The 20493-nt window shown below is 46.2% G+C and carries 26 protein-coding genes; 19 read left to right on the top strand and 7 right to left on the bottom strand.

Annotation, left to right across the window (positions count from 1 at the left end; translation table 11 throughout):
• The 6 genes from Q4519_RS07005 to Q4519_RS06980 all read left to right on the top strand — a co-directional run bounded on the left by Q4519_RS07005 (position 1) and on the right by Q4519_RS06980 (position 5359).
• Positions 1-126 carry a GpE family phage tail protein gene (locus Q4519_RS07005; RefSeq protein WP_336623440.1) on the top strand — a complete coding sequence of 42 codons (126 nt, stop codon included), beginning with the start codon at positions 1-3 and terminating at the stop codon, positions 124-126.
• Between the two features lie 2 nt (positions 127-128).
• Complete coding sequence (locus Q4519_RS07000; RefSeq protein ID WP_303511105.1) at positions 129-2870, top strand: phage tail tape measure protein; 2742 nt, start codon at positions 129-131, stop codon at positions 2868-2870.
• A 5-nt stretch (positions 2871-2875) separates the two neighbouring features.
• A complete protein-coding gene (locus tag Q4519_RS06995) occupies positions 2876-3313 on the top strand; it encodes a phage tail protein (protein WP_303511102.1) in 438 nt (145 codons plus the stop codon).
• Positions 3310-4410, top strand: a complete 1101-nt coding sequence (locus tag Q4519_RS06990; protein ID WP_303511099.1) for a phage late control D family protein — start codon at positions 3310-3312, stop codon at positions 4408-4410. Before Q4519_RS06995 ends, Q4519_RS06990 begins: the two co-directional genes overlap by 4 nt.
• Before the next feature lie 166 nt (positions 4411-4576).
• Positions 4577-4954, top strand: a complete 378-nt coding sequence (locus Q4519_RS06985; protein ID WP_303511097.1) for a hypothetical protein — start codon at positions 4577-4579, stop codon at positions 4952-4954.
• 105 nt (positions 4955-5059) lie between these two features.
• Positions 5060-5359 (top strand): hypothetical protein, encoded by a 300-nt coding sequence (locus Q4519_RS06980; RefSeq protein WP_303511094.1) that lies wholly within the window; start codon positions 5060-5062, stop codon positions 5357-5359.
• A 102-nt stretch (positions 5360-5461) separates the two neighbouring features.
• Here Q4519_RS06980 and Q4519_RS06975 read toward each other — a convergent pair whose 3' ends face one another.
• From Q4519_RS06975 to Q4519_RS06965, 3 genes are all read right to left on the bottom strand, one after another.
• Positions 5462-5614 carry a hypothetical protein gene (locus Q4519_RS06975; RefSeq protein WP_303511091.1) on the bottom strand — a complete coding sequence of 51 codons (153 nt, stop codon included), beginning with the start codon at positions 5612-5614 and terminating at the stop codon, positions 5462-5464.
• Positions 5615-5781: 167 nt separating this feature from the next.
• Positions 5782-6984, bottom strand: a complete 1203-nt coding sequence (locus tag Q4519_RS06970; protein WP_303511088.1) for a BRCT domain-containing protein — start codon at positions 6982-6984, stop codon at positions 5782-5784.
• Positions 6985-6997: 13 nt separating this feature from the next.
• Positions 6998-7633 carry a LexA family transcriptional regulator gene (locus Q4519_RS06965; protein ID WP_303511085.1) on the bottom strand — a complete coding sequence of 212 codons (636 nt, stop codon included), beginning with the start codon at positions 7631-7633 and terminating at the stop codon, positions 6998-7000.
• 139 nt (positions 7634-7772) lie between these two features.
• Here Q4519_RS06965 and Q4519_RS06960 point away from each other — a divergent pair, with 139 nt between their 5' ends.
• Genes Q4519_RS06960 through Q4519_RS06910 form a run of 11 tightly spaced genes read left to right on the top strand, consistent with a single transcriptional unit; the run spans position 7773 to position 13204 of the window.
• On the top strand, positions 7773-7961 hold the full coding sequence (locus Q4519_RS06960) for a Cro/CI family transcriptional regulator (RefSeq protein ID WP_303511082.1): 189 nt from the start codon (positions 7773-7775) through the stop codon (positions 7959-7961).
• Positions 7962-8009: 48 nt separating this feature from the next.
• Complete coding sequence (locus Q4519_RS06955) at positions 8010-8309, top strand: hypothetical protein (protein WP_303511079.1); 300 nt, start codon at positions 8010-8012, stop codon at positions 8307-8309.
• Positions 8306-8566, top strand: a complete 261-nt coding sequence (locus Q4519_RS06950) for an ogr/Delta-like zinc finger family protein (protein ID WP_303511076.1) — start codon at positions 8306-8308, stop codon at positions 8564-8566. The genes Q4519_RS06955 and Q4519_RS06950 overlap by 4 nt, the downstream gene beginning before the upstream one ends.
• Complete coding sequence (locus Q4519_RS06945) at positions 8559-8765, top strand: hypothetical protein (protein WP_303511073.1); 207 nt, start codon at positions 8559-8561, stop codon at positions 8763-8765. The genes Q4519_RS06950 and Q4519_RS06945 overlap by 8 nt, the downstream gene beginning before the upstream one ends.
• Positions 8766-8774: 9 nt before the next feature.
• Positions 8775-9203 (top strand): hypothetical protein, encoded by a 429-nt coding sequence (locus tag Q4519_RS06940; RefSeq protein WP_303511070.1) that lies wholly within the window; start codon positions 8775-8777, stop codon positions 9201-9203.
• A gap of 53 nt (positions 9204-9256) precedes the next feature.
• Positions 9257-9496: a hypothetical protein gene (locus Q4519_RS06935; RefSeq protein WP_303511067.1), complete on the top strand. Its 240-nt coding sequence runs from the start codon at positions 9257-9259 to the stop codon at positions 9494-9496.
• Positions 9493-11769: a replication endonuclease gene (locus Q4519_RS06930; protein WP_303511064.1), complete on the top strand. Its 2277-nt coding sequence runs from the start codon at positions 9493-9495 to the stop codon at positions 11767-11769. Before Q4519_RS06935 ends, Q4519_RS06930 begins: the two co-directional genes overlap by 4 nt.
• A complete protein-coding gene (locus Q4519_RS06925) occupies positions 11762-12019 on the top strand; it encodes a hypothetical protein (RefSeq protein ID WP_303511061.1) in 258 nt (85 codons plus the stop codon). Before Q4519_RS06930 ends, Q4519_RS06925 begins: the two co-directional genes overlap by 8 nt.
• On the top strand, positions 12000-12629 hold the full coding sequence (locus Q4519_RS06920) for a DNA N-6-adenine-methyltransferase (RefSeq protein WP_303511058.1): 630 nt from the start codon (positions 12000-12002) through the stop codon (positions 12627-12629). The genes Q4519_RS06925 and Q4519_RS06920 overlap by 20 nt, the downstream gene beginning before the upstream one ends.
• Positions 12622-12960 carry a hypothetical protein gene (locus tag Q4519_RS06915; protein ID WP_303511055.1) on the top strand — a complete coding sequence of 113 codons (339 nt, stop codon included), beginning with the start codon at positions 12622-12624 and terminating at the stop codon, positions 12958-12960. Before Q4519_RS06920 ends, Q4519_RS06915 begins: the two co-directional genes overlap by 8 nt.
• A 31-nt stretch (positions 12961-12991) precedes the next feature.
• Positions 12992-13204, top strand: a complete 213-nt coding sequence (locus Q4519_RS06910; protein ID WP_303511052.1) for an AlpA family transcriptional regulator — start codon at positions 12992-12994, stop codon at positions 13202-13204.
• Here the strand turns inward: Q4519_RS06910 and Q4519_RS06905 are convergent.
• Positions 13201-14598 carry a tyrosine-type recombinase/integrase gene (locus tag Q4519_RS06905; RefSeq protein ID WP_303511049.1) on the bottom strand — a complete coding sequence of 466 codons (1398 nt, stop codon included), beginning with the start codon at positions 14596-14598 and terminating at the stop codon, positions 13201-13203. The genes Q4519_RS06910 and Q4519_RS06905 overlap by 4 nt on opposite strands.
• A gap of 214 nt (positions 14599-14812) precedes the next feature.
• Between Q4519_RS06905 and Q4519_RS06900 the strand changes: the two genes are divergently transcribed.
• Entirely contained in the window at positions 14813-15058 is a 246-nt protein-coding gene (locus Q4519_RS06900) for a YfhL family 4Fe-4S dicluster ferredoxin (protein WP_232803552.1), read from the top strand.
• A 106-nt stretch (positions 15059-15164) separates the two neighbouring features.
• Positions 15165-16658, top strand: a complete 1494-nt coding sequence (locus Q4519_RS06895; protein ID WP_303511046.1) for an MATE family efflux transporter — start codon at positions 15165-15167, stop codon at positions 16656-16658.
• Positions 16659-16939: 281 nt separating this feature from the next.
• Here Q4519_RS06895 and Q4519_RS06890 read toward each other — a convergent pair whose 3' ends face one another.
• The 3 genes from Q4519_RS06890 to Q4519_RS06880 all read right to left on the bottom strand — a co-directional run bounded on the left by Q4519_RS06890 (position 16940) and on the right by Q4519_RS06880 (position 20035).
• Positions 16940-17557, bottom strand: coding sequence for an NADPH-dependent FMN reductase (locus Q4519_RS06890; protein ID WP_232803550.1), 618 nt, complete (start codon positions 17555-17557; stop codon positions 16940-16942).
• A 688-nt stretch (positions 17558-18245) separates the two neighbouring features.
• Positions 18246-19424 carry a PLP-dependent aminotransferase family protein gene (locus tag Q4519_RS06885; RefSeq protein ID WP_303511041.1) on the bottom strand — a complete coding sequence of 393 codons (1179 nt, stop codon included), beginning with the start codon at positions 19422-19424 and terminating at the stop codon, positions 18246-18248.
• A 176-nt stretch (positions 19425-19600) separates the two neighbouring features.
• Positions 19601-20035, bottom strand: a complete 435-nt coding sequence (locus Q4519_RS06880) for a hypothetical protein (RefSeq protein WP_232803548.1) — start codon at positions 20033-20035, stop codon at positions 19601-19603.
• Positions 20036-20493 lie beyond the last annotated feature (458 nt).

Below are 20493 nucleotides of genomic sequence, written 5' to 3'. Positions count from 1 at the left end.
ATTGCAGAAATAGCCGCCGTATTTCACTGGCCGCTGTCAGAAATGGCGGCCATGGAATTGGACGAGCTAAGCGACTGGCATGCCCGTGCCATTGACTGCTTTAAACGAATCAACAAAAGAGAATAACAATGGCCAGTCAGCTCAAACTGCAAGTGTTGCTTGCCGCGGTAGACAAAATTACCGCCCCGTTAAAATCCATTCAAAAAGCGGCGGGGCGCGCTGCCACAGATGTTAGCAACACCCAAAAACACATCAAAGAGCTGAATAAATCCGCTGGTAAAATAGACGGTTATCGCAAGGTAACCCGCAGTTTAGGGATTACCTCGAACGAACTAAGCAGCGCACAAACCAAAGCGCAACAACTCGGCCGTGAGCTAGCCCAAACCCAAAACCCCACCAAAGCCATGGTGCGTGAATTTGAGCGCGCCCAAGGCCAAGTGAAAAAGCTCAAGCAGCAACAAGAACAACTCATAATAACCCAGCGCAATCACCGCCACATGCTGCGTGATAGTGGAATAGACACCCGAAATCTAAGCTCGCATCAGCGTGATTTAACGCGACAGCTTGGCGAAGCAAACCGCGCATTAGATCAACAACGGTCTAGGTTAGAGCGCATCAATGCCCAGCAACGGCGAATGGCACAAGCTAGGCAGAGGTTCGATAATACAAGGCTGCTACAAGGGCAAATGGCAGGGCAAGGGGCCACATTTGCCGCCGGTGGTGCCGCTGCAGCCTATGGCGCGGCCCGAGTAATCGCGCCCGGCATTGCCTATGGCGAACAAATGAGCGAGCTACAAGCTGTATCCCGCCTAACCAAAGATGATGATAGATACAAAAAGCTAGCCTCCCAATCCCGAGAGTTAGGGGCAAGCACCTCATTTAGTGCCACCGATGTAGGCGCAGGGCAAACCTTTCTTGCTCGAGCAGGTTTTACGCCAGAAGCGATACACGCATCGATGAAAGACGTGCTAAACATGGCCCTAGCCAACGGCACCGACCTCGCCCAAACTGCCGACATTGCCTCTAATATCGGCGGTGCATTCAAAATTGATCCTGAAGTAGAAGGCAATATGGGCCGCATTGCCGACGTGCTATCTGGCGTATCTGCTCGCGCCAACGTCGATTTGACCATGTTAGGCGAGACCATGAAATACATGGGCTCCGCATCAGGCCTGAATCTGTCACTAGAAGAAGCTGCCGCGATGGCGGGGATGCTCGGCAACATTGGTATTCAAGGGTCGCAAGCCGGTACAACATTAAGAGCTATGATGAACCGATTTGCTTCGCCCGCCAAAGCCGGTTCAAAAGCCATGCAGGCTATTGGCCTGCAAGCCGCCGACGCTCAGGGCAACATGAAAAACATGCCCGATCTCATTAAAGAGGTGGCTGAGGCAACTAAAGGCATGGGTAACGTACAACGCGCCGCCTTGCTAAAGGATATCTTTGGCACCGAGGCTGGCTCAGGCATGGCAGAACTGGTACATCAACAAGGGTTAGACGGGCTCTACAAATTAGCCGACGATTTAAAAAATAATACAAAAGGCGAAGCTGCAGGCATGGCCGCCACCCGTGGTGACAACCTCGGTGGCGACCTAAAAAGTCTGTCATCGGCGTGGGAAGAAGTCGGCATTAGCATGTCGATGGTAAATGATGGCGCGTTGCGCGACCTAATCAGCAGTGTGACTGAAATGATCCGCGGCTTAGGCATTTGGATAAATAACAACCCCGAGCTAGTCGCCACTTTATCAAAAGTATTTGCAGTGATCGCTGGCCTTGCCGTTGCGGGTGGAACACTTGCTATGACCATTGCCGGCTTGCTTGGCCCATTCGCCATGCTGCAATATGCAACCAGCATCCTCGGCATTAGAGCCATGCCTGCACTATTACCTATGCTAAAAGCGGTAGGCGCAGCATTTATCAAGCTAGGTCTGGCCATTCTCACTACCCCCGTCGGCTGGATCCTGTTAGCCATCGCCGCTATCGCTGGCGCCGCTTATCTCATCTATAAAAACTGGGACGTGGTTAAAGGTTGGGTAGCTGACTTTTGGGCGTTCATCCAAAGCGAGTGTTCGGGCGCCTTAGCAATAATAAAGTTCCTATTTGACTGGTCCCCCCTTGGTTTAATCATTAATAACTGGGACACCGTTTCAAGCTGGCTAACAGGATTTTGGGACATACTTAAAAGCCTTTGTGTCGGCGCGTGGGAAGGTATTAAAACCCTATTTAATTGGTCACCCCTTGGTTTAATCATCAACAACTGGGACACGATCGGCGACTACTTTAAAACACTCCCAGCTCAATTTTCTCAGTTTGGCAGTGATATTTTTAGCGGCTTAGTCGGCGGTATCACCGGCAAACTAAAGGACGTGAAAGAAACCATCACCAGTGCAGGTTCATCGGTAGCCAGCTGGTTTAAAGAAACACTCGGCATTCGTTCGCCCTCCAAAGTGTTCACTCAGTTTGGTGATGACACCATGGCCGGACTGGCAATTGGCCTTGCTAAGAACCATGACCCCGAGCAGCAAATAACCAACATGGCCAAGAAGCTAAAAACTGCAGGAGCAGGCTTAACCCTTGGGCTAGCCACATTACCTGTTGCGGCCGAAATACCCGACACATCAGCCGCCGTGGCACAAATTAAAGGCCAAGAGCAAGCACAGCAGGCACAAGGCCTTAGCCAAGCACACACCACATCAAGCACTGGCGTTAGCCAAGATTACAGCATCAGCATAGCCGCTGGCGCCATTGTGATAAACGCTGCGCCGGGCATGGACGAACGCGCTATTGCACAAGCCGTGCAGCGCGCCATAGAAAACCACCAACAGCAGCAGGCCCAACGTAATCGCGGCCGGTTAACCGACTTGGAATAATAACCATGATGATGACCTTAGGCTTTTTTGTATTTAGCCGCCAAACCTTGCCTTACCAAACCGAGCAAGACGACAAGCAATACCGCCACGCAGCTAATAGCCGCATTGGCACCCGTCCGTCTTATCAGTTTTTAGGCGTGGGCGAGCAAACCAAACAGCTCGCAGGCGTACTCTTACCCGAAATAACAGGAGGAGAGCCAAGCTTAAAACAACTAGAAGAAATGGCCGAAACAGGCAAAGCCTATCCGTTGCTAGATGGCCCGGGTCGTCTTCACGGTATGTTTGTAATCAACGGTATTAGCACCACCAAAGCCGAATTATTTAGTGACGGGGCCGCACGTCGCATTGAATTTAGCGTGCAACTTACCCGCATCGATGACCGTGAACGCGCCTTATTAGGCTGGCAAGGTTCAAAAAATCTAATTAATGGCATGCAGTTATGAGCTTCACAACCGTAAACAATAACCGCAAACCAGAGCTCACCGCGCCTGCGTATCGTATTACTATCGACGGTAAAGACATCAGTGCCCGCATTAAGCCAAGATTGATGAGCTTAGACATAGAAGACAATCGCGGCTTTGAAGCCGACACCGTGAGCATCAAACTAGATGATGCCGACGGTCAACTGGCCATGCCACGTAAAGGCGCAACTATGCAGGTATGGCTGGGCTGGCAAGGTGAGCCATTAGTAAACAAAGGCACCTACACCATTGACGAACTAGAACACAGCGGCGCACCCGACGTGCTAAGTATACGCGGTAAAGCCGCCGACCTGCGCGGCAGCCTCAATAAACAACGTGAGCAGAGTTATCACGAGCAAACCCTAAGCGATATTCTCGCCATTTTGGCTGAGCGCAATCAGCTAACGCTGGCCGTAGAACCAAACTGGGGACATGAGCAACTGCCCCACCTTGACCAACAAAACGAAAGTGACGCAGCCTTTTTAAGTCGCCTCGCCAAAGACTATGACGCCATTGCCACCGTTAAGCAGGGAAAACTGCTCTTTATCAAAGCAGGTAAAAGCGAAACCGCCAGCGGTGCCCCCCTGCCCAATTGCACCATAGTGCGCCAAATTGGTGACAGCCATCGCTTTAGCATAGCCGACCGCAACGCATACAGCGGCGTAGTAGCCATGTGGCAAGACCCCAAAAAAGCAAAAAAACAAGCCGCGACCGTGAAACGCAAAAATAAACCCAAAGAGCCCACCCCCAGCGACGTTACCATCGACAGCAACGAGCTACGCATAGGCGATGATGAAAATGTAAAAACCCTGCGCCATGTTTACGCCAGCAAGCGCAACGCCGAACGAGCCGCCCGCGCAGCATGGGACAAATTACAAAGAGGCGTGGCACAATTTAGTATCAATCTGGCCAAAGGCCGCCCCGAACTATTCCCTGAAATACCCGTTACCGTAACAGGTTTTAAACCACAAATAGACCAAGCTCAGTGGGTCCTCACCCGCGTAACCCATAACATCACGGACAGCGGCTACACCAACAGCCTAGAACTAGAAGTGAAAAACGACGAAGTGCCGGAGTAAGGTAAATATAAATAATCTCTATTTGAAAATAATAACAAGAGCGAGATCAAAGCTAGTGCTATGCGTTATTTACAAGGAAAAAAAGAGGTGAGAAAATTATGATGTATTTTAGATTTTAGATTGATCTAACATACAAAAACTTAATCACAATACAAGGAAACACAACATGAAGGCTTTAGCTATTGTTGCATTAGTTTTTGCAGCATTATCAATATTTATACCTATCGGCGGAGTATTTATCGCCATGCTTTGTAGCGTAATGGCAATGATATCATTTCGCTCACAGCCAACCCTTTCTGGCATTACATTCGGCATTAACATCCTAAATACTGCTTTTCTAAGCCCTAGCATCCTGCTAACTGATGCAGCATCTTCAGGCGCGTTAAATCCAGATCAAACAATGGCAAATGCGCCAACTGAAGCGGGAACAATATACTGGTTTTATATTGGTTTTCACGTCACTTTATTCATTATCGCCATCACTTGGCGTCTTGTTCGCGGCGCTCCAAGTCAAAACATTCAACAGCTAGCGCCACAAGTTTAACCAATAAAAATGGAGAACGATGAAAGCATTAGCAATCACTGCCTAGTCGCTTCTACCTCGCCCACTTTGCTCTACAACCCCTGAAATATCAGAGAGATAATAAACATGGAAAAGACATTATTTACGACTGAAAACTTACCAGAAAACTGTGTTGTAAAAGAAACGTTTCGAATGATACAAGTAACAGGCACGGTAGAGGTATCAAGTAAAAACATCATTCGCGGGATATTAGAGCGGAAGAAAAACGAATACCAAGAAGTAATAGACTCGTTTATTGCTTGCGCCCCTAGTGAAACAAACGCAATTCTAGGTGTTCAGATTTCAACAACGGCCCAACAATTTAGTAACGGTACTTTTTTATACATTACCTATATCGGCACTCCTGCAATAATTGAGTACAAATAATTCGAATTTTGTTGCTATCTAGGTCTAATAAAAAGCTCTGTTGATGGGGCTTTTTGCAATATTTAACATACAAATAGGCAATAATTTTTATAGGCAACTAGGCTAACTTGGAATGTTATCGTCAATATTTTTAGTTCTGCCTTCTATTTTTGTACTCATCACATTTGCTGAAAGTTCTTGTAATTTTTTCACGAAGACATCCCAGTTATAACCACTAATACCACCAATAGCTAAGTAACCTAACGTAGATGACATATCGGAAACGCTTGGCTCAGTCACTACGGTTATCGCTTTCGCATTACAGCCAGATACCGAAAGAGCTATAAATACTGTGAACAAAAAACCGAAGCATATTTAATGTTGTCATCTTGTTGCGCTCCATATCTGTCGTTGATTCATAATTATTAAAATAGTAATTATCGTCATGCTCTCGCTTCAGCTTTATCTATTTGTTCCAGTTCGGCGGCAAGGTTGTTAATCATTGTATCGAATTCACTGGTATCCATAATGGTGATACCTCGCGCATTAGCCTCTTCAATTTTTTTGGGACCAGCATTAACCCCGCAGCAAAGATAAGCGACATTTTTAGTCATCGACTTAACGACTTTGAACCCGAATATTTGAGCCATATCCTCATAATATTCACGGTCCTCCCTCCATAGGCCACTAAAGAATATTTCCGGTTTTTTATTTTTCGTAACGGAATCTACACGGCTTTGCTTTGGTCTGGCAAGTTTCGGTTTTGATTCCGGAATCGTAGCACTCACGAAATAAGCCTCATGGTCATCAATCAGCTCCCCAGTTTCCGGTAAAAATAGTGTATTAATTCTGTCTATGCGAAAGGTGCGCGGTGCTCTGCGATCAGTGCAAATCGATTTTAAGTACGTCTGGCCCTTGTTCTTGCTCACGCTTCTAAATTCAACTATTCGGTCGCTCAAATTGCCAGAAGAGTCCTCATAAGAGAAACCAAGCAAAACACCGGGGCTAAGTGGCGGCTGAGAAGTTTTAGCTGGTTGAGACTTTGGAACAACTGATTTAGGTACAAGTATTGGAGCTGAGTGGCTAGTGTTTGGCTTTGGAGCAACAGGTTGTGCTTTAGGCTTGGTGGCAGCATTGACAGATTTTGGTGTTGGCCGATCACATAGCTCGCTAAGCAGCGACTTGATATCAGCCGCTTCGGTTTGGTCCAAATGACCGTCATCCAAACTAAACGTCAGCGCTTGATATAACTCTCGAACAACAGGCCCTAGAGAAACCAGTGACTGGCTTTCCAAATAGGCAAGTAACAGCTCGGCTTCGTTCTGATGAACAACGTCATCAGCTAAAACCTGTTCAGCCATTTCTTTTAAGGTAGATAATATTGAATTTGTATTAACACTTTCAGCGTGGCTATTTTTTTGGTTGTCTAGTGCTTCGGTTTGCACTGTATTAGTTGCAGGATAAATCCATAAGCCCAACCTGAAACTGGCGTAGGCGATCCCGACACATAAAGCAGCGATGATCAGCCCCGTGATGGTTTCAGTTTTTCCGGAAAAAGAAAACCAAATAACAAAGGGGGTCGCCAGTGCAAAAAAAGCTGTATTCATCCAGACAAAAATGGCCAGTATTATGCGTAAAGCGTTCACTACAGATCCTTACCTAAAACAACCTCATTGAGGAAATCACCACACCGACGATGGTGCAGTTGCCGTTAATGGGTTGGATGGGGGTTGGCCAATTGGGGTTGGCGGCTTGTAAAAATTTGTGGCCATCTTCAATAATGAGTTGTTTAAAGGTGGCTTGGTTTTCGTCTTCTAATCGTGCGACTACGTATTTACCGTCAACGGCCTGCACTTCTGGATCGACAAATATTAATTCACCTTCGTTAAAAACAGGGCTCATGCTTCTACCCATCACTTTGAGCAAAAAGGTATTTTTACTGCATTTGACAGGACAGGGATAATGGTCGGCCTCATGGACCGCGGTGAGTGAAATATCTGACCAGTCACCGGCTTGTACCCATGAAATAAGCGGAAATGCTCCATGCAGTAGTTGATGCACTGGCGCAACGTTCTTATCAAAACCCTCGGGCAAAGGAGAGCCTTGGCCATTTAACAGCCAACCAGGATCACATTTTAAGACTTTAGCTAACGAGTGCAGATTCTCGCCTTTAGGGGAGGTTTCGCCTTTCTCCCATTGTCCAATTGAAACCCTACTTACGCCAACAGCGCGTGCAGTTTCAGCTTGTGTAAGCCCTAATTCTTTTCTTCTTTCAGCGAATTTATTTTTATTCATGTAAAGCAATCTTAACACCTTAAAATGAAAGTTTTGTTTACAAATGTAAATTTATAGCGAAAGAATACTTTACATGAGCTTTGCTTTTACCTATGCTCTAATGAAAGTTTTCTTTACATAAAATTATAAGGATAAGAAAATGCAAAAAACAGATGCAATAAAGCATTTCGGTTCAGCTAACAAGTTAGCAAATGCACTAGGCATAACTCGTATGTCAATAACTCAATGGGGAGACGAAATTCCACCACGTCGTGCCTTTGAAATTGAACGCATTACCCACGGCGCACTAAAAGCCGACTTCAACCCACCACAACCTAATCCACATTAAGCACAAACAAAAACAACCACACGCACTATTTTTTGCAAGGAGATGCCCATGACCACAACAAAACTTGAAAAAGTCGACGGGCGCGTAGAGCAGTTGCTGCGCAAGTCGCTCACCAGTAGCCAACGCCACGCCGTTAAAGGCGCCACGGGTTGGGATGATTCAAACATCAGCAGATTTTTGTCCGGCCAGCAAGGCGTGACCATTGACCGAATTGATGAGCTGTTTAATAGCGTAGGTATCACGCTGGTTACCCGTAAGTATTTAGACGCCATGGCGACCATGTGCCAAGTGGGTGCCAACTGCGAATGTGCTCGCAATGGCCAAGGCGAATGCGGGAGCCACGCGTGAAAAAGTCTAGTAAGCGCTTTAACCCACCGAACACATCACGTCGGCGCACTTGCTTGCACTGCGGTGAGTTCGCTCGGATCAGAACCAGTGAAGTGATGTCACCTATGAGCCGAATCACTAAGTTTCAATGCACTAACCCAGACTGCAGCTTTGCATGGGCTGAAGGCAGCGAAGTGTTGTACGCCATTAACACCAGTGGCAAACCTAACCCTAATGTAACGATCCCCAACCGAAGAAAAGGACAAGCCAATGATTAATACCGCCGCATTACTCAAACGCGAGGTTGTTACTCCGCCGCCATCGCTGCGCCCGTTTGCCATTACCTTGCAGCGTCGCCCTGGAGTGATTGAACGCCCTGACGGTAGCTTGATGAATTTGCCCAGCCCCAAAATAACCCAAGCAACACCCGTGCGTCGCAGTGTATGGCACCGGTTAGCCCGCTTAATAAAGAAGTAGAGGGAAATTATGACAACTCAATCTATCACTCGTAGCCAAGGCGCTGAGCAGGCTATTGAACACATTCGCGGCTTGTTAGGTAAAAGCCGAGTGGCGTCAGAGTGGGAGCGGTTAACGATGCAGCAGCGTGCCATGTTGTGCTATGGCGCTAAGTTACGCCCCACCACGTTTGCAGCATTAGCCATAGAAGAAATGAGCCCAGCTGAGCGCGAGCAAATTCGCGTGGCATTAGTTGAGATGAAAAAAGGCATGCAAACGGTGACCACCACCGACCCTACTGAATGGAGTAAAGCGGCGCAGTTTAAAGACCAACCGCGTCAATTTGAGCAGCAAGCTCAGGATCAACTACGTGGCCGGATGAAGATGAACCAACAGGCGCGCCAGTTAGACAGCAGATTAAAAGCGCTAAAAGCAAAAAACCCCGACAGCGCCAACTGACAGGGTTTTTCAATACCACTTATACGTTACCCACGCAAAGGAGCACCACAATTATGCAACACATTACTGTTTTACGCCAGATGACAAACTACCATATTGCGCAATTTAACCGCTACGCCGTTAACGGTATGGCGGCCAGTGTTGAATTTCAAACGGAATGCATACTGGAAGTGTTAGCTGAAATGGCCGACCGCTGCGATTACGCCGATGATTATCGAGCCATTTCTGACCGAATCAACCAACTGCACTTGCATTGCGTTATTGATCCTGTTGCTGAAGGCGATAACCAATGAACGTAACTGAGCACGTTGAACTGGCGCACTATGTAGACGAGATGTTTACTGCGCCAGAGCAAGCTGCCGCCCGACAAGTGGCAGGCACTGACGTTGATGAAAGCTTGTTTGTTGAGTATCACCAACGCGAGAGCCTAAGCTGGGCAGGCAAATTGCTGAGCGAAATTGAAGACCACGCCGCCAGTGCGCTGTTTACCCATTATCAGCGCCGACTGAAAAAAGGTGGCCATACGCGCAGTGCTAATATTTGGCTGCGCAAGTCGGTGGAACAGATCCGCCGACACGCGGTGCGCTTTCCGCTACCGATGCGAGCGATAGCCAATGAATTGGGCCGCGCCAACGTGGCCCGCGAGTGGGCGAACCGTTGCCAGCAAATTGTATTAGATCAAACCCAACATTTAACCCAGTACACCTCTGCTGAACAGCTACTGATACTGGCGATGCACCCAGCCCACCAATGGGGTATTAGCCCAGTATTGCCTAATTTTAACAAATCTGATGGCGATGAGTTAACCGATCAGCAGCTCACTATGACGGTGGCCGCCCTTGCCCGTTTGCAGTGTGCCGACTGGTGGCAGCGCCAAATTACCCGAGCATGGCGTCGTTATGCTGAGCATGTGGCTATTTTGGTGGGACGGGTTCGCCGCGGCGTGAGTGCGTATGTGTCGCAAAGTGCATTAAAGGACTACCGCGCCCGCAAAGCAGCCAACGCGGCATGGCTTAAAGAGATGTTTGCGATTAATACTGAGTTAGCACTGGAAATCCCCCTCGCCGAGGCAGTGGCCGCCAGCGTATCAAACCCCGAAGTACGCCGCACTGAGTTGATGGTGCGCATGCGCGGCTTTGAAAACATCGCAAAAGACCAAGACTGGGTGGGTGAGTTTTATACATGGACCGCGCCGAGCCGCTTTCACAGCTGGACGGTGAACCGCCAAAATAAGTCAATGCAAAATCCGCGCTATCAAGGCGCCACGCCAAGAGAAACTCAAACTTACCTTTGCGGACAATGGGCCAAAGCCCGCGCTAAGTTGGCCCGGTTGAATGTAAAGCTATTTGGTTTTCGGGTGGTAGAGCCACACCACGACGCCACCCCGCACTGGCATTTGTTGCTGTTTGTACATCCTAAGCAGCGCTTTTTGTTGCGTTGGGTATTACGCCGCTACGCTTGCCAGCATGACAAAGCTGAATTGGCCAAATCATACAAACCTCGCTTTGACTGGCAAGTGATTGACCCTACCAAGGGCAGCGCCACTGGCTACATCGCTAAGTACATAGCTAAGAATATTGACGGCCACAAAATTGAGATAGATGACGAGTCTGGCGAATGCGCGATTAACTCTGCTGCAGCGGTGGCGGCATGGTCAAGCTTATGGGGCATTCGTCAGTTTCAGCAAATTGGCGGGCCGTCGGTCAGCGTGTGGCGTGAACTGCGCCGCCTGCGCGAAGTAACCCGAAACCCTATTTTAGAAGGTGCCCGTATTGCTGCCGATCATGGCCGTTGGCATGATTTTATATTGGCGATGGGTGGCATTGATATTCAACGCAAAGACCATCTTATTAAGTTGCAGCACTTGGTTGAAGAAGCTTCCAGCAAATATGGCGAAGACGTTAAAAAGCTTTCTGGCCTGAGTACAGGTGAAATTACCTTGAGTGTTAACGGGGTGGTATCGGGGTTGATGCTGGGGCATAGCGAGATAGTCACACGTCATCAAGGGTGGGAGTTGTCGCGCTTTGGTCTTAGTGAGCACAGCGAGCAGCTCTTGAGCGGCGGCAGCCGCGCTCCTTGGAGCCCTGACAATAAGTGTACGCAGGTACCGATTGGGTCAGAAATTAGCCAAATAGACCACGAAATGGCAATGCTTGGTCTTTGCTCCGTTGACCGTCAGCGGTTAGAAGCCGGATCCATCATTACCGTTGACGGCTTGTATATCCGTATTCGGGATAACCAGTTGATCACCACTACTGAATTCCCGAATAAACAGCATACGGCGGTTGACGATTTTGGCTTTGAAGCTCCGCCATCCAGTCACGAAACGTGGCACACGCGCATTCTGAATGAGTTGCTATCAGGTGCAGTGCCCGTTGATACGTTTTTAGACTCGATACCAAGCCCTGAATTGAGCTCGGTCATTCGCCAGGTTGACGATGCGCTGCAGCAAGAGCGGTTTGATAATCCAAAAACATACCAAGAGAACCCGCTAATGCTGATGTTGCAGCAGTTAATCACGGACACGATTAACGATCATGATTTTAGGGAGGTGTTTCTTGGCTAAGCCTTATTACATTTCAAATCACGCAGTGCGGCGTTACTCAGAACGCCGCTGCAAACCGGCTTTTCATATTAAGGCGGATATTAGACATGCGCGTCCGGTCACAAAGAACCGCATGCGCAAGTTAGGCAAAAAAACAAAATCAGGCCGGCATATGCTGGTCACACCGGACAACTTCGCTTTTGTCGCCTGCGGCCAAGTGATTGTTACGTGTTTTCAACTAGGGGATGAGCATGAGTTTAGCGAGCATTAAATTAAAAACATTACACGAACCCGCAGACATTGGCGATGAGTGGCGCACACCTCACGCCCTTGCGCTGGGCATCGAAGCTATGACAGGGGATTTTTCTTATGACTTATTTACCGATGGCACCATTAATGCGCGGTTTAGAAACTTCATAACCAACGACCAAAACGCATTGGCAGTTGATTGGTGTGCCATGGCCAGTGACGATCGCTTACCCGCCAGTGGTTTTGCCAACCCGCCCTATAGCCGTAGTGAAAAAAACCAACACGGCGAATATTTTAAGGGCTTGAAAGAATGCATGGAAAAAGCCTATGAAGAAATGTTGGCGGGATTTAAGTCTGTCTGGTTGGTGCCCAGCGCAACGGGTGCAGGTTGGTTCCCACGCCATACCGCGACCAGTATTTGGTTTTTGGAAGGACGAGTAACATTTGAAGTGCCTGATTGGTACCGCCAAGATCCGTCTAAGCCAAGACCGACATCAGCGCGCGGCGACAGCATGGTAGTTATTTTTGACCCAGCCCACGACACAAAGCAAACCATCCTCTACCCAAAAACCCGCGACTTAATCAAGTTAGGCAAAGAAATTTTAGCAAGAAGGCAGGCTAGGTATGCATAGCGCATCAATGACCGCTGCCGAACGAAAACAAAAAAGCCGTGAAGTAGCAAAAGCCGCAGGCATATCAAGAGTCGAGGTTAGTCTGGGAAAAAATGAAGTAAGCCGGCTAAATGAGTTGTGCAAAATACGGGGCGGCGTGCGCGGCCCCTACTCTGCGGATGAATACCTGACATTACTTATTCACCGTGACTGGCAAAAGTTGCAAGAGCAACTAACCGAGCTGGGTAAATGCAACCACTGCGGTGACCAGCTGCCCGAAGGTTGCCAAGGCTTATTTAAAGGCGCTCAAGTGTGCTGGCACACGAATGACGCGAAGGGGTTGCAGCTGTGACCGGACACAAAAAGAAAGAGGGAATAATCTGATGAATCAACCAGAACAACAGGGTGATACCCTATTAACACCTGAACAAGTTTGTGAGTTGCTGGGCGGCATTACGTGTAAAACATTGCGAGAATGGAACAACGTGCACCGCCATCGCAAAACGCTAGCGCCAATCCGGTTTACTCATAAACTGGTTCGATATGAACGCCGCAATGTGCAGGCATTCATCGACAAATGCCGCAGCACCTACTAAATTTTTCTACGTTGCAGCGCCACTTGAGCCATAATACTTGACTCATGAGCCCCAAAGGCTTGGCGCTTTAAGGCCATTTCTTCCTGTAATATTTCATCAGAAAAATCATAATGCTCAGCCATTGGGTCTATGCTCCGGTCAGAGTGATGCAAGCATATCTGGCTAATTTCACGAGTGTCAGAACGCGAAAATCCCTGCGCCCGCATTTGCACTATCACATTACTTTTGAAAAATTTGCGGCACATGGTGTTAAACGCGCCAGTTCGACCCTTAACGGTTCCATCATGCCGCGCACCTTTTATCGCCCCTTCTGGACTGTAGTCTTTTACCAACTTATCCAGTGAGCGCTTAGAAAATGCTTCGTTAGGGTTGCGCGGCTGCAAAAACACAAAATCACGGTTACAACCCTTGGCCGCATCCCGCCATTCGGCTTGCTCTTGCAATAGGGTTTTAATAGCGGGCGTGATTGGTACCCTGAATTCTTTTTGGGTTTTCATTGCACCGCGCATTCCCGTGATCCCTGCTGGATAAATAATTTCTAATATCTCTTCGTTTACATATTCCCAGCGCAAATTGTTTATGTTGATTGGGCGAACGCCCGTCAAAATCATAAATCGAACCGCATTTTTTTGCTGTATCGATGTGCATGCCGCCACGTTTATCCATAGCTGCGCGATAGATTCTAGGTCGGTATAGAGACGTGTGGGCGTTGGCCGCTGTACCCGTGACGAAATGTAATCATCCGGCACGCTGGCCGCAATGTTTCTACCGTCGCAATATTGGGGCGCGGCAAACTTCCAGATCCGGCGCAACTCAGCAAATAACTCTAATGCATGGTTGTTTGATTTTGTACTTACCCAAGTGTCAAGCACCGCGATAATCTGCTGATAGCTCACATCACTAAAAACAACTCTATCGCCAAATGCTAGACGCACCTGTTTGGTTCGACACAGGTAAGTTTTATAACTGGCCTCGCTGAGCTTATGGCGCCCAACTTTGGCCGCTAAATCTTGCTCATAGCATTCAATAACGGCGTTAACAGACTCCGCCCGTAGACCGCCAGCCTTCATAGAGAGGGCTTTCTCGCGCGCAATGTGTAACGTTAGCTCTGGCCACTCACCTAATTTTTTACCTTTTAGTTCCATAATTTTGGGAAATTCAGCGTAAAATGTTACTTTGCCAGCTTTACTGAAATCGATGCGCAGAAAATGACTCCGTTCGTACTTTGATCGCCTAGGCTTTTTTGTATGTTCAAGAATGATTTTTGCTGCAGTAACACAGATTCGCATGTGCGAGCTTGTGTAAGGTGGTTTGCAAGCATCCCAACCAGCCAAAGCGGTGATATAATCACCATTTAGAGCAATATTTGCATTTTGTGTTGCAGTGTTATTCATAGAATACCCTTAGCAGTCATAAACTTAACAAGCAGGCTCACACATGAAGCTTTTTTCGACTCTAAAAAAGCTCTGTGTTGCTGTTTTGTGTTACTAGCTAGAGTGTATCATTGTTTTCAACACTGTATATATATACATTAAGTGCGTATTAGTGCGGAACAATAGACACGCACAAGCGCATGAATTTAAATGAAAAATAGGATAAGTAACTGATATGGCGTTACTCATTACTGACCAGTGTATTAATTGTGATATGTGCGACCCAGAGTGCCCCAATACTGCAATTACCTTTGGCGCTGAAATATATGAAATAGATCCAAACCTGTGCACCGAGTGTGAGGGCTTTTATGATAAGCCTACTTGTGTGGCGGTTTGTCCGATTGATTGTATTATTCCCGATCCGGCTCATGTTGAGACTAAAAGCGAGCTATTGGATAAGTTTTTACGCTTACACCCTTAGCGCTCGTTTAGCTGTAAAGAATGTCATCGCCTATTTAGGCGGTGACATTCTTTCCCTCCCCTTTTACACTATTGTTTCAATTCGTAATCACTAATGATGGCGTAACATGCCACAAGCAAAATTCTTAACAGGCTCTATCTTTAAACATATTGTGGTAATGTCTTCGACTAATGCCATCGGTTTAACCGCGCTGTTTTTAGTTGACTTAATTGATCTGTTTTTTATCAGTTTACTCGGTGAAGTAGAGCTAGCAGCAGCCGTTGGCTATGCCGGTACACTATCATTTTTTACCACCTCTATCGCGATTGGTATATCCATCTCAATGACGGCCCTTGTTTCCAGAGCCATCGGTCAAAAAGATCGAGCCAAGGCAAAGCGCTTTGCTATTCATGTGGCCGCTCTGGGCTTTATTGTCACTAGCTTGGTGAGCGGGCTGCTTTGGTGGTTTGTACCTGAAATGCTCACTATGATTGGCGCCAAAGGACAAACCTTGGCTTACGCCACCGATTATTTGCGTATTTTAGTGCCTTCCCTGCCATTTCTATGCCTTGCGATGAATATGGGCGCGGCGCTTCGTGCGGTCGGAGACGCAAAGCAAGCCATGTATTCAACCCTGACTGGTGGCGCGGTTAATGCTGTGTTAGATCCTATTTTTATTTTTGCTTTAGGAATGGGGATTCAAGGGGCGGCTATTGCATCTGTTTTAGCACGCTTTGCTGTATTAGCGGTGGGGTTTTATGGCGCAAACTACAAGCACCAGTTAATTGGCCGCTTCCATTGGCCGCACTTTAAACAAGATATAAAACCCATTGTCGCCATTGCTGGCCCAGGCATATTAACCAATGTTGCCACGCCGTTTGGTAATGCTTATGTGACAGCGGTGATAGCACAGTTTGGCGATGGCTACGTGGCGGGATGGGCGGTTGTAGGGCGAATTCTACCGGTCGCATTTGGCATGATCTTCGCATTATCTGGCGCTATCGGCCCGATTATTGGGCAGAACTTCGGCGCTCACTATTATCCTCGCGTGCGCGCAACATTGAATGAATCACTCAAGTTTGTCACCTTATACATATTAGTGGCGGCCATGTTTCTGTCTTTCAGCCAAGAGTTAATCATTCAAACCTTTGGCGTGGGTCCTGAAGGCGCCAGTATTGTACGCTTGTTTTGCCAAGTGATTGCCGTCAGCTTCATTTTCTCCGGCGGACAATTTGTCGCCAATGCTTCATTCAATAACTTAGGCTTTGCCAGCTATTCAACCATGCTAAACGTCGGTAAATCAACACTGGGAACCTTTCCCTTTGTTTATTTTGGTGCCGCTTGGTTTGGCCCTAGTGGGGTATTGTACGGACAAGCATTAGGCACCATGATTTTTGGTATTATTGCCGTTATTGTGGCTTATCGACTCGTCAATAGAATTGAACAAAAGTGGTTGCATCATCAAAAAATACCCGAGCCAGAGCCACAAGCCGAAGGGCAAATACCACTCACTCCATTCAGTTCAAGTCGAGTATATTTATGTGGCGAAATTTCTGAGGATGAGCTCCCTGCGGCAACTAATGAGCAAACAAAGAAAACAACGAAAGATAGCGTTAATTAACCCGAGTTCTAGATAAACAATACAGTATATTTTTCATGCAAAACACGATAAATAGACCCAAACAAGACCTAAAAAATAAAGCTGCACTTTGCTTCTTGATATTGTTTGGGTATATGTCCCTATACGCTTGGCGTTTTCATCCCTGAAAACGAAATTTTGCAGTAAAATAGGTGCCCGCTCGTAATTGGCTTAAGTAAAACTGAGGTTTATTAGCTATTAAAAAGCCAACACTATGGCTGGTGTTGGCTGCAAAAGGTAAATGTTCTTATCTGGGCATTTACTTAATGAGACATCGCTACCGTTTTCATTGGTATTTGTAGCATGTCGCTCGGACGCATAAAGTGAGAAATAGGGCTATTTCCTTCTACCAAGCAGCTCATCAATTTAAAACCGTAATCAACTCGCTCGGCGCTCAAGCCATCAAGGAAGTAATCTTGATGTTTACACTTAACAACTTCATCTGTGGTGGCGACAACGATGTGGTCAAGCACGTAGCATAGGCGGTTAAATACAAAATTACTTAGCCTTAGCTCTTGCGCAGAAAAGGCACCACGACAAGTACTGGCAATTCTAACGACAACACCCGGTAAGGTGCTTAATTCAGAGCGCTCACATAACGCAAAAAAATTCTTTAACGTCACCTCCTCCCACTCTGGGCTAACAATAACCACTGCGTCAGCAGCAGCTAAAAGCTGGTGGGTGTCAAACCAATCATCCATCCAATGATCTAATTCTTTACATAAGTCTTCATCCCACAAGGGGATGCTTAATTTGGCCAAACTCAAAACCTGACAATCTACTACATCGTCCGAGAGTTTAGCCCTAGTGGCAACCGCTTGAGCGACGCCAAAGGCGGATGAATTTTTACGTTGACTACCACTAATAATTACAATATTCACCGAACAGTCCTTAACTCATTGAATGTGCGGCCCAATATCTAACAAAACAACATGAACTAATTAAGATTATTATTGTGGGCTTAGCTCTTACCCTCACTGACATCGAGGTCAGCGGGATTAATTTAGTATAGCTCCCCTTGAAATGCACTCAATTCGATTGAAATAAATCAAATAAAGATAAAAACACCAATGCAATTTTATTATTCAAAAGGAACCGCTGTGAGAAAGAAAAATAACTACACAATATTTTATTACAGAAATGTTACAAGAAAGCATGAAGCAATATAGTCAAAGGGTAACAACAGCTATCTAGCAGCTTTTAACCGACTAAATGGCGAGATAAAAGCCACTTAATGAGAGTGGCAGGATACCCAATCGACTTGAAGGTGCATGCTTTAGCCCCGCCATGTTTCAATACTCGGCACGCTAGTGCAGGCACCTATTAAATCAGTGCAAACACATGAATTTTTTGAACGATAAGTGGTATTTTCTTAATCGAATATCTGCCGCAAGGATGCGGCAGCTAAGCCATCAACAGCTTTTGAGGGATGATTTCACGGCGTTTCGTATAAGAAAAATTCCACTTTGTTCGTGAGATTGCTTATATTTCGTACACTCTTGCGCTCGCCCTGCCTTTTAAATTAGCATCACAACGATCTTGATTTTAAAGCGCACCCAAAAGGCAAGTTTACAGCTGAGATTTAATTACCCTTCCTAAACGCTTAATGCCTTCCTCTATCGTCGCTGGATCAACACTTGAGAAGTTAAGTCGAAGGGTATTGGTCTCAGTTTTACTGACATAAAAAGGTGCGCCGGGAACAAATGCCACTTTTTCTACAATCGCGACATCAAATAAGGCTCTGGCATCCATACCTTCTGGTAACGTTGCCCACAAGAACATCCCTCCTTCTGGTTCGGTGCATCTGACTTCTGCCGGAAAGTACTTCTTAATCGCCCGCTCCATCGCATTTTTTTGCTCACCGTATACCTTGATAATATTGGCAACATGAGCATCAAGATCGTTCTGTGATAAGAATTCAAATAATACACGCTGCGAAAAATAATTAGTGTGTAAATCAGAGGCCTGTTTAGCTATCACTAACTTTTCCATTAAAGCTTTAGGGGCAACAATCCAACCTAAACGAAATGCCGGTACCACCGTCTTAGAAAACGATCCTAATAATACCGTTTGCTCAGGTATCAGTGCTTTAAATGACGTAGCCTGCTTACCCGAGAAGCGCAAATCACCATATGGATTATCTTCGATGATTAAGGTTGAACTTTTTGCTAATGCCGCCGCAACGGCGTGACGATTTTGCTCAGGGTAAGACACGCCCGATGGATTTTGAAAGTTTGGTACAGCGTAAAACAGTTTTGCTTTTACCTTAGTTAACACCTCTTCAAGTGCTACCACATCTAAACCATCACTGCTGACAGGTACGGGATTAAATTTAGATTTATAGACTGAAAAAGCTTGGATCGCACCAAGATAACCGGGCTCTTCGATAATAACGTCATCACCTTCGTTCAATAAGGTTTTGCCAAGTAAATCTAACCCTTGTTGAGAGCCACTTGTGATCAAGATATCCGCGGGATCGATGTCTAAGCCTTCATGTTTTTTATAACGTGCAGCAATGTATTCGCGCAGTGGTAAATAGCCTTCGGTATTACTGTATTGCAGAATATCTTTACCTGCACTATCAAACACGTCATTAGTCGCTTTTTTTAACGCTGCCACCGGAAAAAGGTCGCGATTAGGCAGCCCGCCCGCAAAAGAGATAATATTGGGGTCAATCGCTACTTTTAGAATCTCACGAATAAAGGATTGAGGAACGTCTGATATACGGTCAGAGAAAAGCTTATTCATAATACACAAACCCAGATGAGCATTTTAAACCACCACCAAAGCAACTTAGATTAGTTATTTACTCTAATAAAACAACAAAAACAGCCTTTGGTAATACATTTATTCTTATTTAGTAACTGGTTTTTTATGCTATTTGTTAATAAATAACAAGGTTTTTTTACTTGTAAATCGCGGTATTAACTCCAGATTTTTCGCTCAGCAATAAAGTAATAACGGATGTTGGTAAAAAATACACAGCAGATAATAAAACCGCCAGTGATAGAAGTAAGGTGGGTATATATATTCGCAAGATAACTGACAATTAAGGGCTCTTTAGTTAGCCAATTAACTAAGATCAGCACACCATAACCAATGAGGAATAACCAACGTGAACAACCCCAAAAAAGTAAAAGACCAATAACGGCCAAAGTAACTAACACAAAGCTCAATATCAGTAAGCCATCAAGCACGAGGGCGCTTAACTCAGAGGAAACAGGCAGATAGGTTGAGATAAGATTTTGGCTAATCAACTCAAGTTTCTGCCAAGGCATCATATTCTCAGTCACAAATGTCATGACGACACAAAAGACAAAAAACAATACCAATAAGCGAAAAATACTGCGAGAAATCATTAGCTATCACCATTGCGCCACTTAGTGCCAGACTACGATTTTCGCAACAGGAATACCAACCTAAAGTCTTAAACTGTGTATTAGGACAAATAACACACAGTTAGTGATAAATTGAGGGAACTTTCTCAAACTTAAGCTTCTAATTTTATTAGCTAACTGTATGCCCTATTCACTTAAAAATGCATGCTCCAAAGCCCTGCTGTGTTTTCAATACAAAGCTGGCAGGGCAAACGCATGAATATTTTTTGAGCGTTTAGCGATGTTTTCTTATGACGAATATCTGCCGCAAGGATGCGGCAGTTAAGCCATCAACAGCTTTTGAGGGATGATTTCACGGCGTTTCGTATAAGAAAATTCCACTTTGTTCGCTTGGTTGATTGTATTTTGTACACTCATGCGCTAGCCCTTACAAGGCAGTTTCATGCAGGCTCCTTTTAAATTAGCGTAACCACTTAGGG

Source organism: Motilimonas sp. 1_MG-2023, from assembly GCF_030547455.1.
GTDB lineage: Bacteria > Pseudomonadota > Gammaproteobacteria > Enterobacterales > CBDFNC01 > Motilimonas.
The sequence above is the reverse complement of the archived record's forward strand: the minus strand, read 5'-3'. Positions and strand labels throughout refer to the sequence as shown.

What these genes read in the sequence shown, in the direction of transcription:
- Q4519_RS06905 (WP_303511049.1), bottom strand. Translation starts at nt 14,598, where the DNA reads ATGAATAACACTGCAACACAAAATGCAAATATTGCTCTAAATGGTGAT.
- Q4519_RS06900 (WP_232803552.1), top strand. Translation starts at nt 14,813, where the DNA reads ATGGCGTTACTCATTACTGACCAGTGTATTAATTGTGATATGTGCGAC.
- Q4519_RS06885 (WP_303511041.1), bottom strand. Translation starts at nt 19,424, where the DNA reads ATGAATAAGCTTTTCTCTGACCGTATATCAGACGTTCCTCAATCCTTT.
- Q4519_RS06985 (WP_303511097.1), top strand. Translation starts at nt 4,577, where the DNA reads ATGAAGGCTTTAGCTATTGTTGCATTAGTTTTTGCAGCATTATCAATA.
- Q4519_RS06945 (WP_303511073.1), top strand. Translation starts at nt 8,559, where the DNA reads ATGATTAATACCGCCGCATTACTCAAACGCGAGGTTGTTACTCCGCCG.
- Q4519_RS06930 (WP_303511064.1), top strand. Translation starts at nt 9,493, where the DNA reads ATGAACGTAACTGAGCACGTTGAACTGGCGCACTATGTAGACGAGATG.
- Q4519_RS06920 (WP_303511058.1), top strand. Translation starts at nt 12,000, where the DNA reads ATGAGTTTAGCGAGCATTAAATTAAAAACATTACACGAACCCGCAGAC.
- Q4519_RS06935 (WP_303511067.1), top strand. Translation starts at nt 9,257, where the DNA reads ATGCAACACATTACTGTTTTACGCCAGATGACAAACTACCATATTGCG.
- Q4519_RS06955 (WP_303511079.1), top strand. Translation starts at nt 8,010, where the DNA reads ATGACCACAACAAAACTTGAAAAAGTCGACGGGCGCGTAGAGCAGTTG.
- Q4519_RS06910 (WP_303511052.1), top strand. Translation starts at nt 12,992, where the DNA reads ATGAATCAACCAGAACAACAGGGTGATACCCTATTAACACCTGAACAA.
- Q4519_RS06880 (WP_232803548.1), bottom strand. Translation starts at nt 20,035, where the DNA reads ATGATTTCTCGCAGTATTTTTCGCTTATTGGTATTGTTTTTTGTCTTT.
- Q4519_RS06965 (WP_303511085.1), bottom strand. Translation starts at nt 7,633, where the DNA reads ATGAATAAAAATAAATTCGCTGAAAGAAGAAAAGAATTAGGGCTTACA.
- Q4519_RS06990 (WP_303511099.1), top strand. Translation starts at nt 3,310, where the DNA reads ATGAGCTTCACAACCGTAAACAATAACCGCAAACCAGAGCTCACCGCG.
- Q4519_RS06995 (WP_303511102.1), top strand. Translation starts at nt 2,876, where the DNA reads ATGATGATGACCTTAGGCTTTTTTGTATTTAGCCGCCAAACCTTGCCT.
- Q4519_RS06895 (WP_303511046.1), top strand. Translation starts at nt 15,165, where the DNA reads ATGCCACAAGCAAAATTCTTAACAGGCTCTATCTTTAAACATATTGTG.
- Q4519_RS06975 (WP_303511091.1), bottom strand. Translation starts at nt 5,614, where the DNA reads ATGTCATCTACGTTAGGTTACTTAGCTATTGGTGGTATTAGTGGTTAT.
- Q4519_RS07000 (WP_303511105.1), top strand. Translation starts at nt 129, where the DNA reads ATGGCCAGTCAGCTCAAACTGCAAGTGTTGCTTGCCGCGGTAGACAAA.
- Q4519_RS06940 (WP_303511070.1), top strand. Translation starts at nt 8,775, where the DNA reads ATGACAACTCAATCTATCACTCGTAGCCAAGGCGCTGAGCAGGCTATT.
- Q4519_RS06980 (WP_303511094.1), top strand. Translation starts at nt 5,060, where the DNA reads ATGGAAAAGACATTATTTACGACTGAAAACTTACCAGAAAACTGTGTT.
- Q4519_RS06960 (WP_303511082.1), top strand. Translation starts at nt 7,773, where the DNA reads ATGCAAAAAACAGATGCAATAAAGCATTTCGGTTCAGCTAACAAGTTA.
- Q4519_RS06915 (WP_303511055.1), top strand. Translation starts at nt 12,622, where the DNA reads ATGCATAGCGCATCAATGACCGCTGCCGAACGAAAACAAAAAAGCCGT.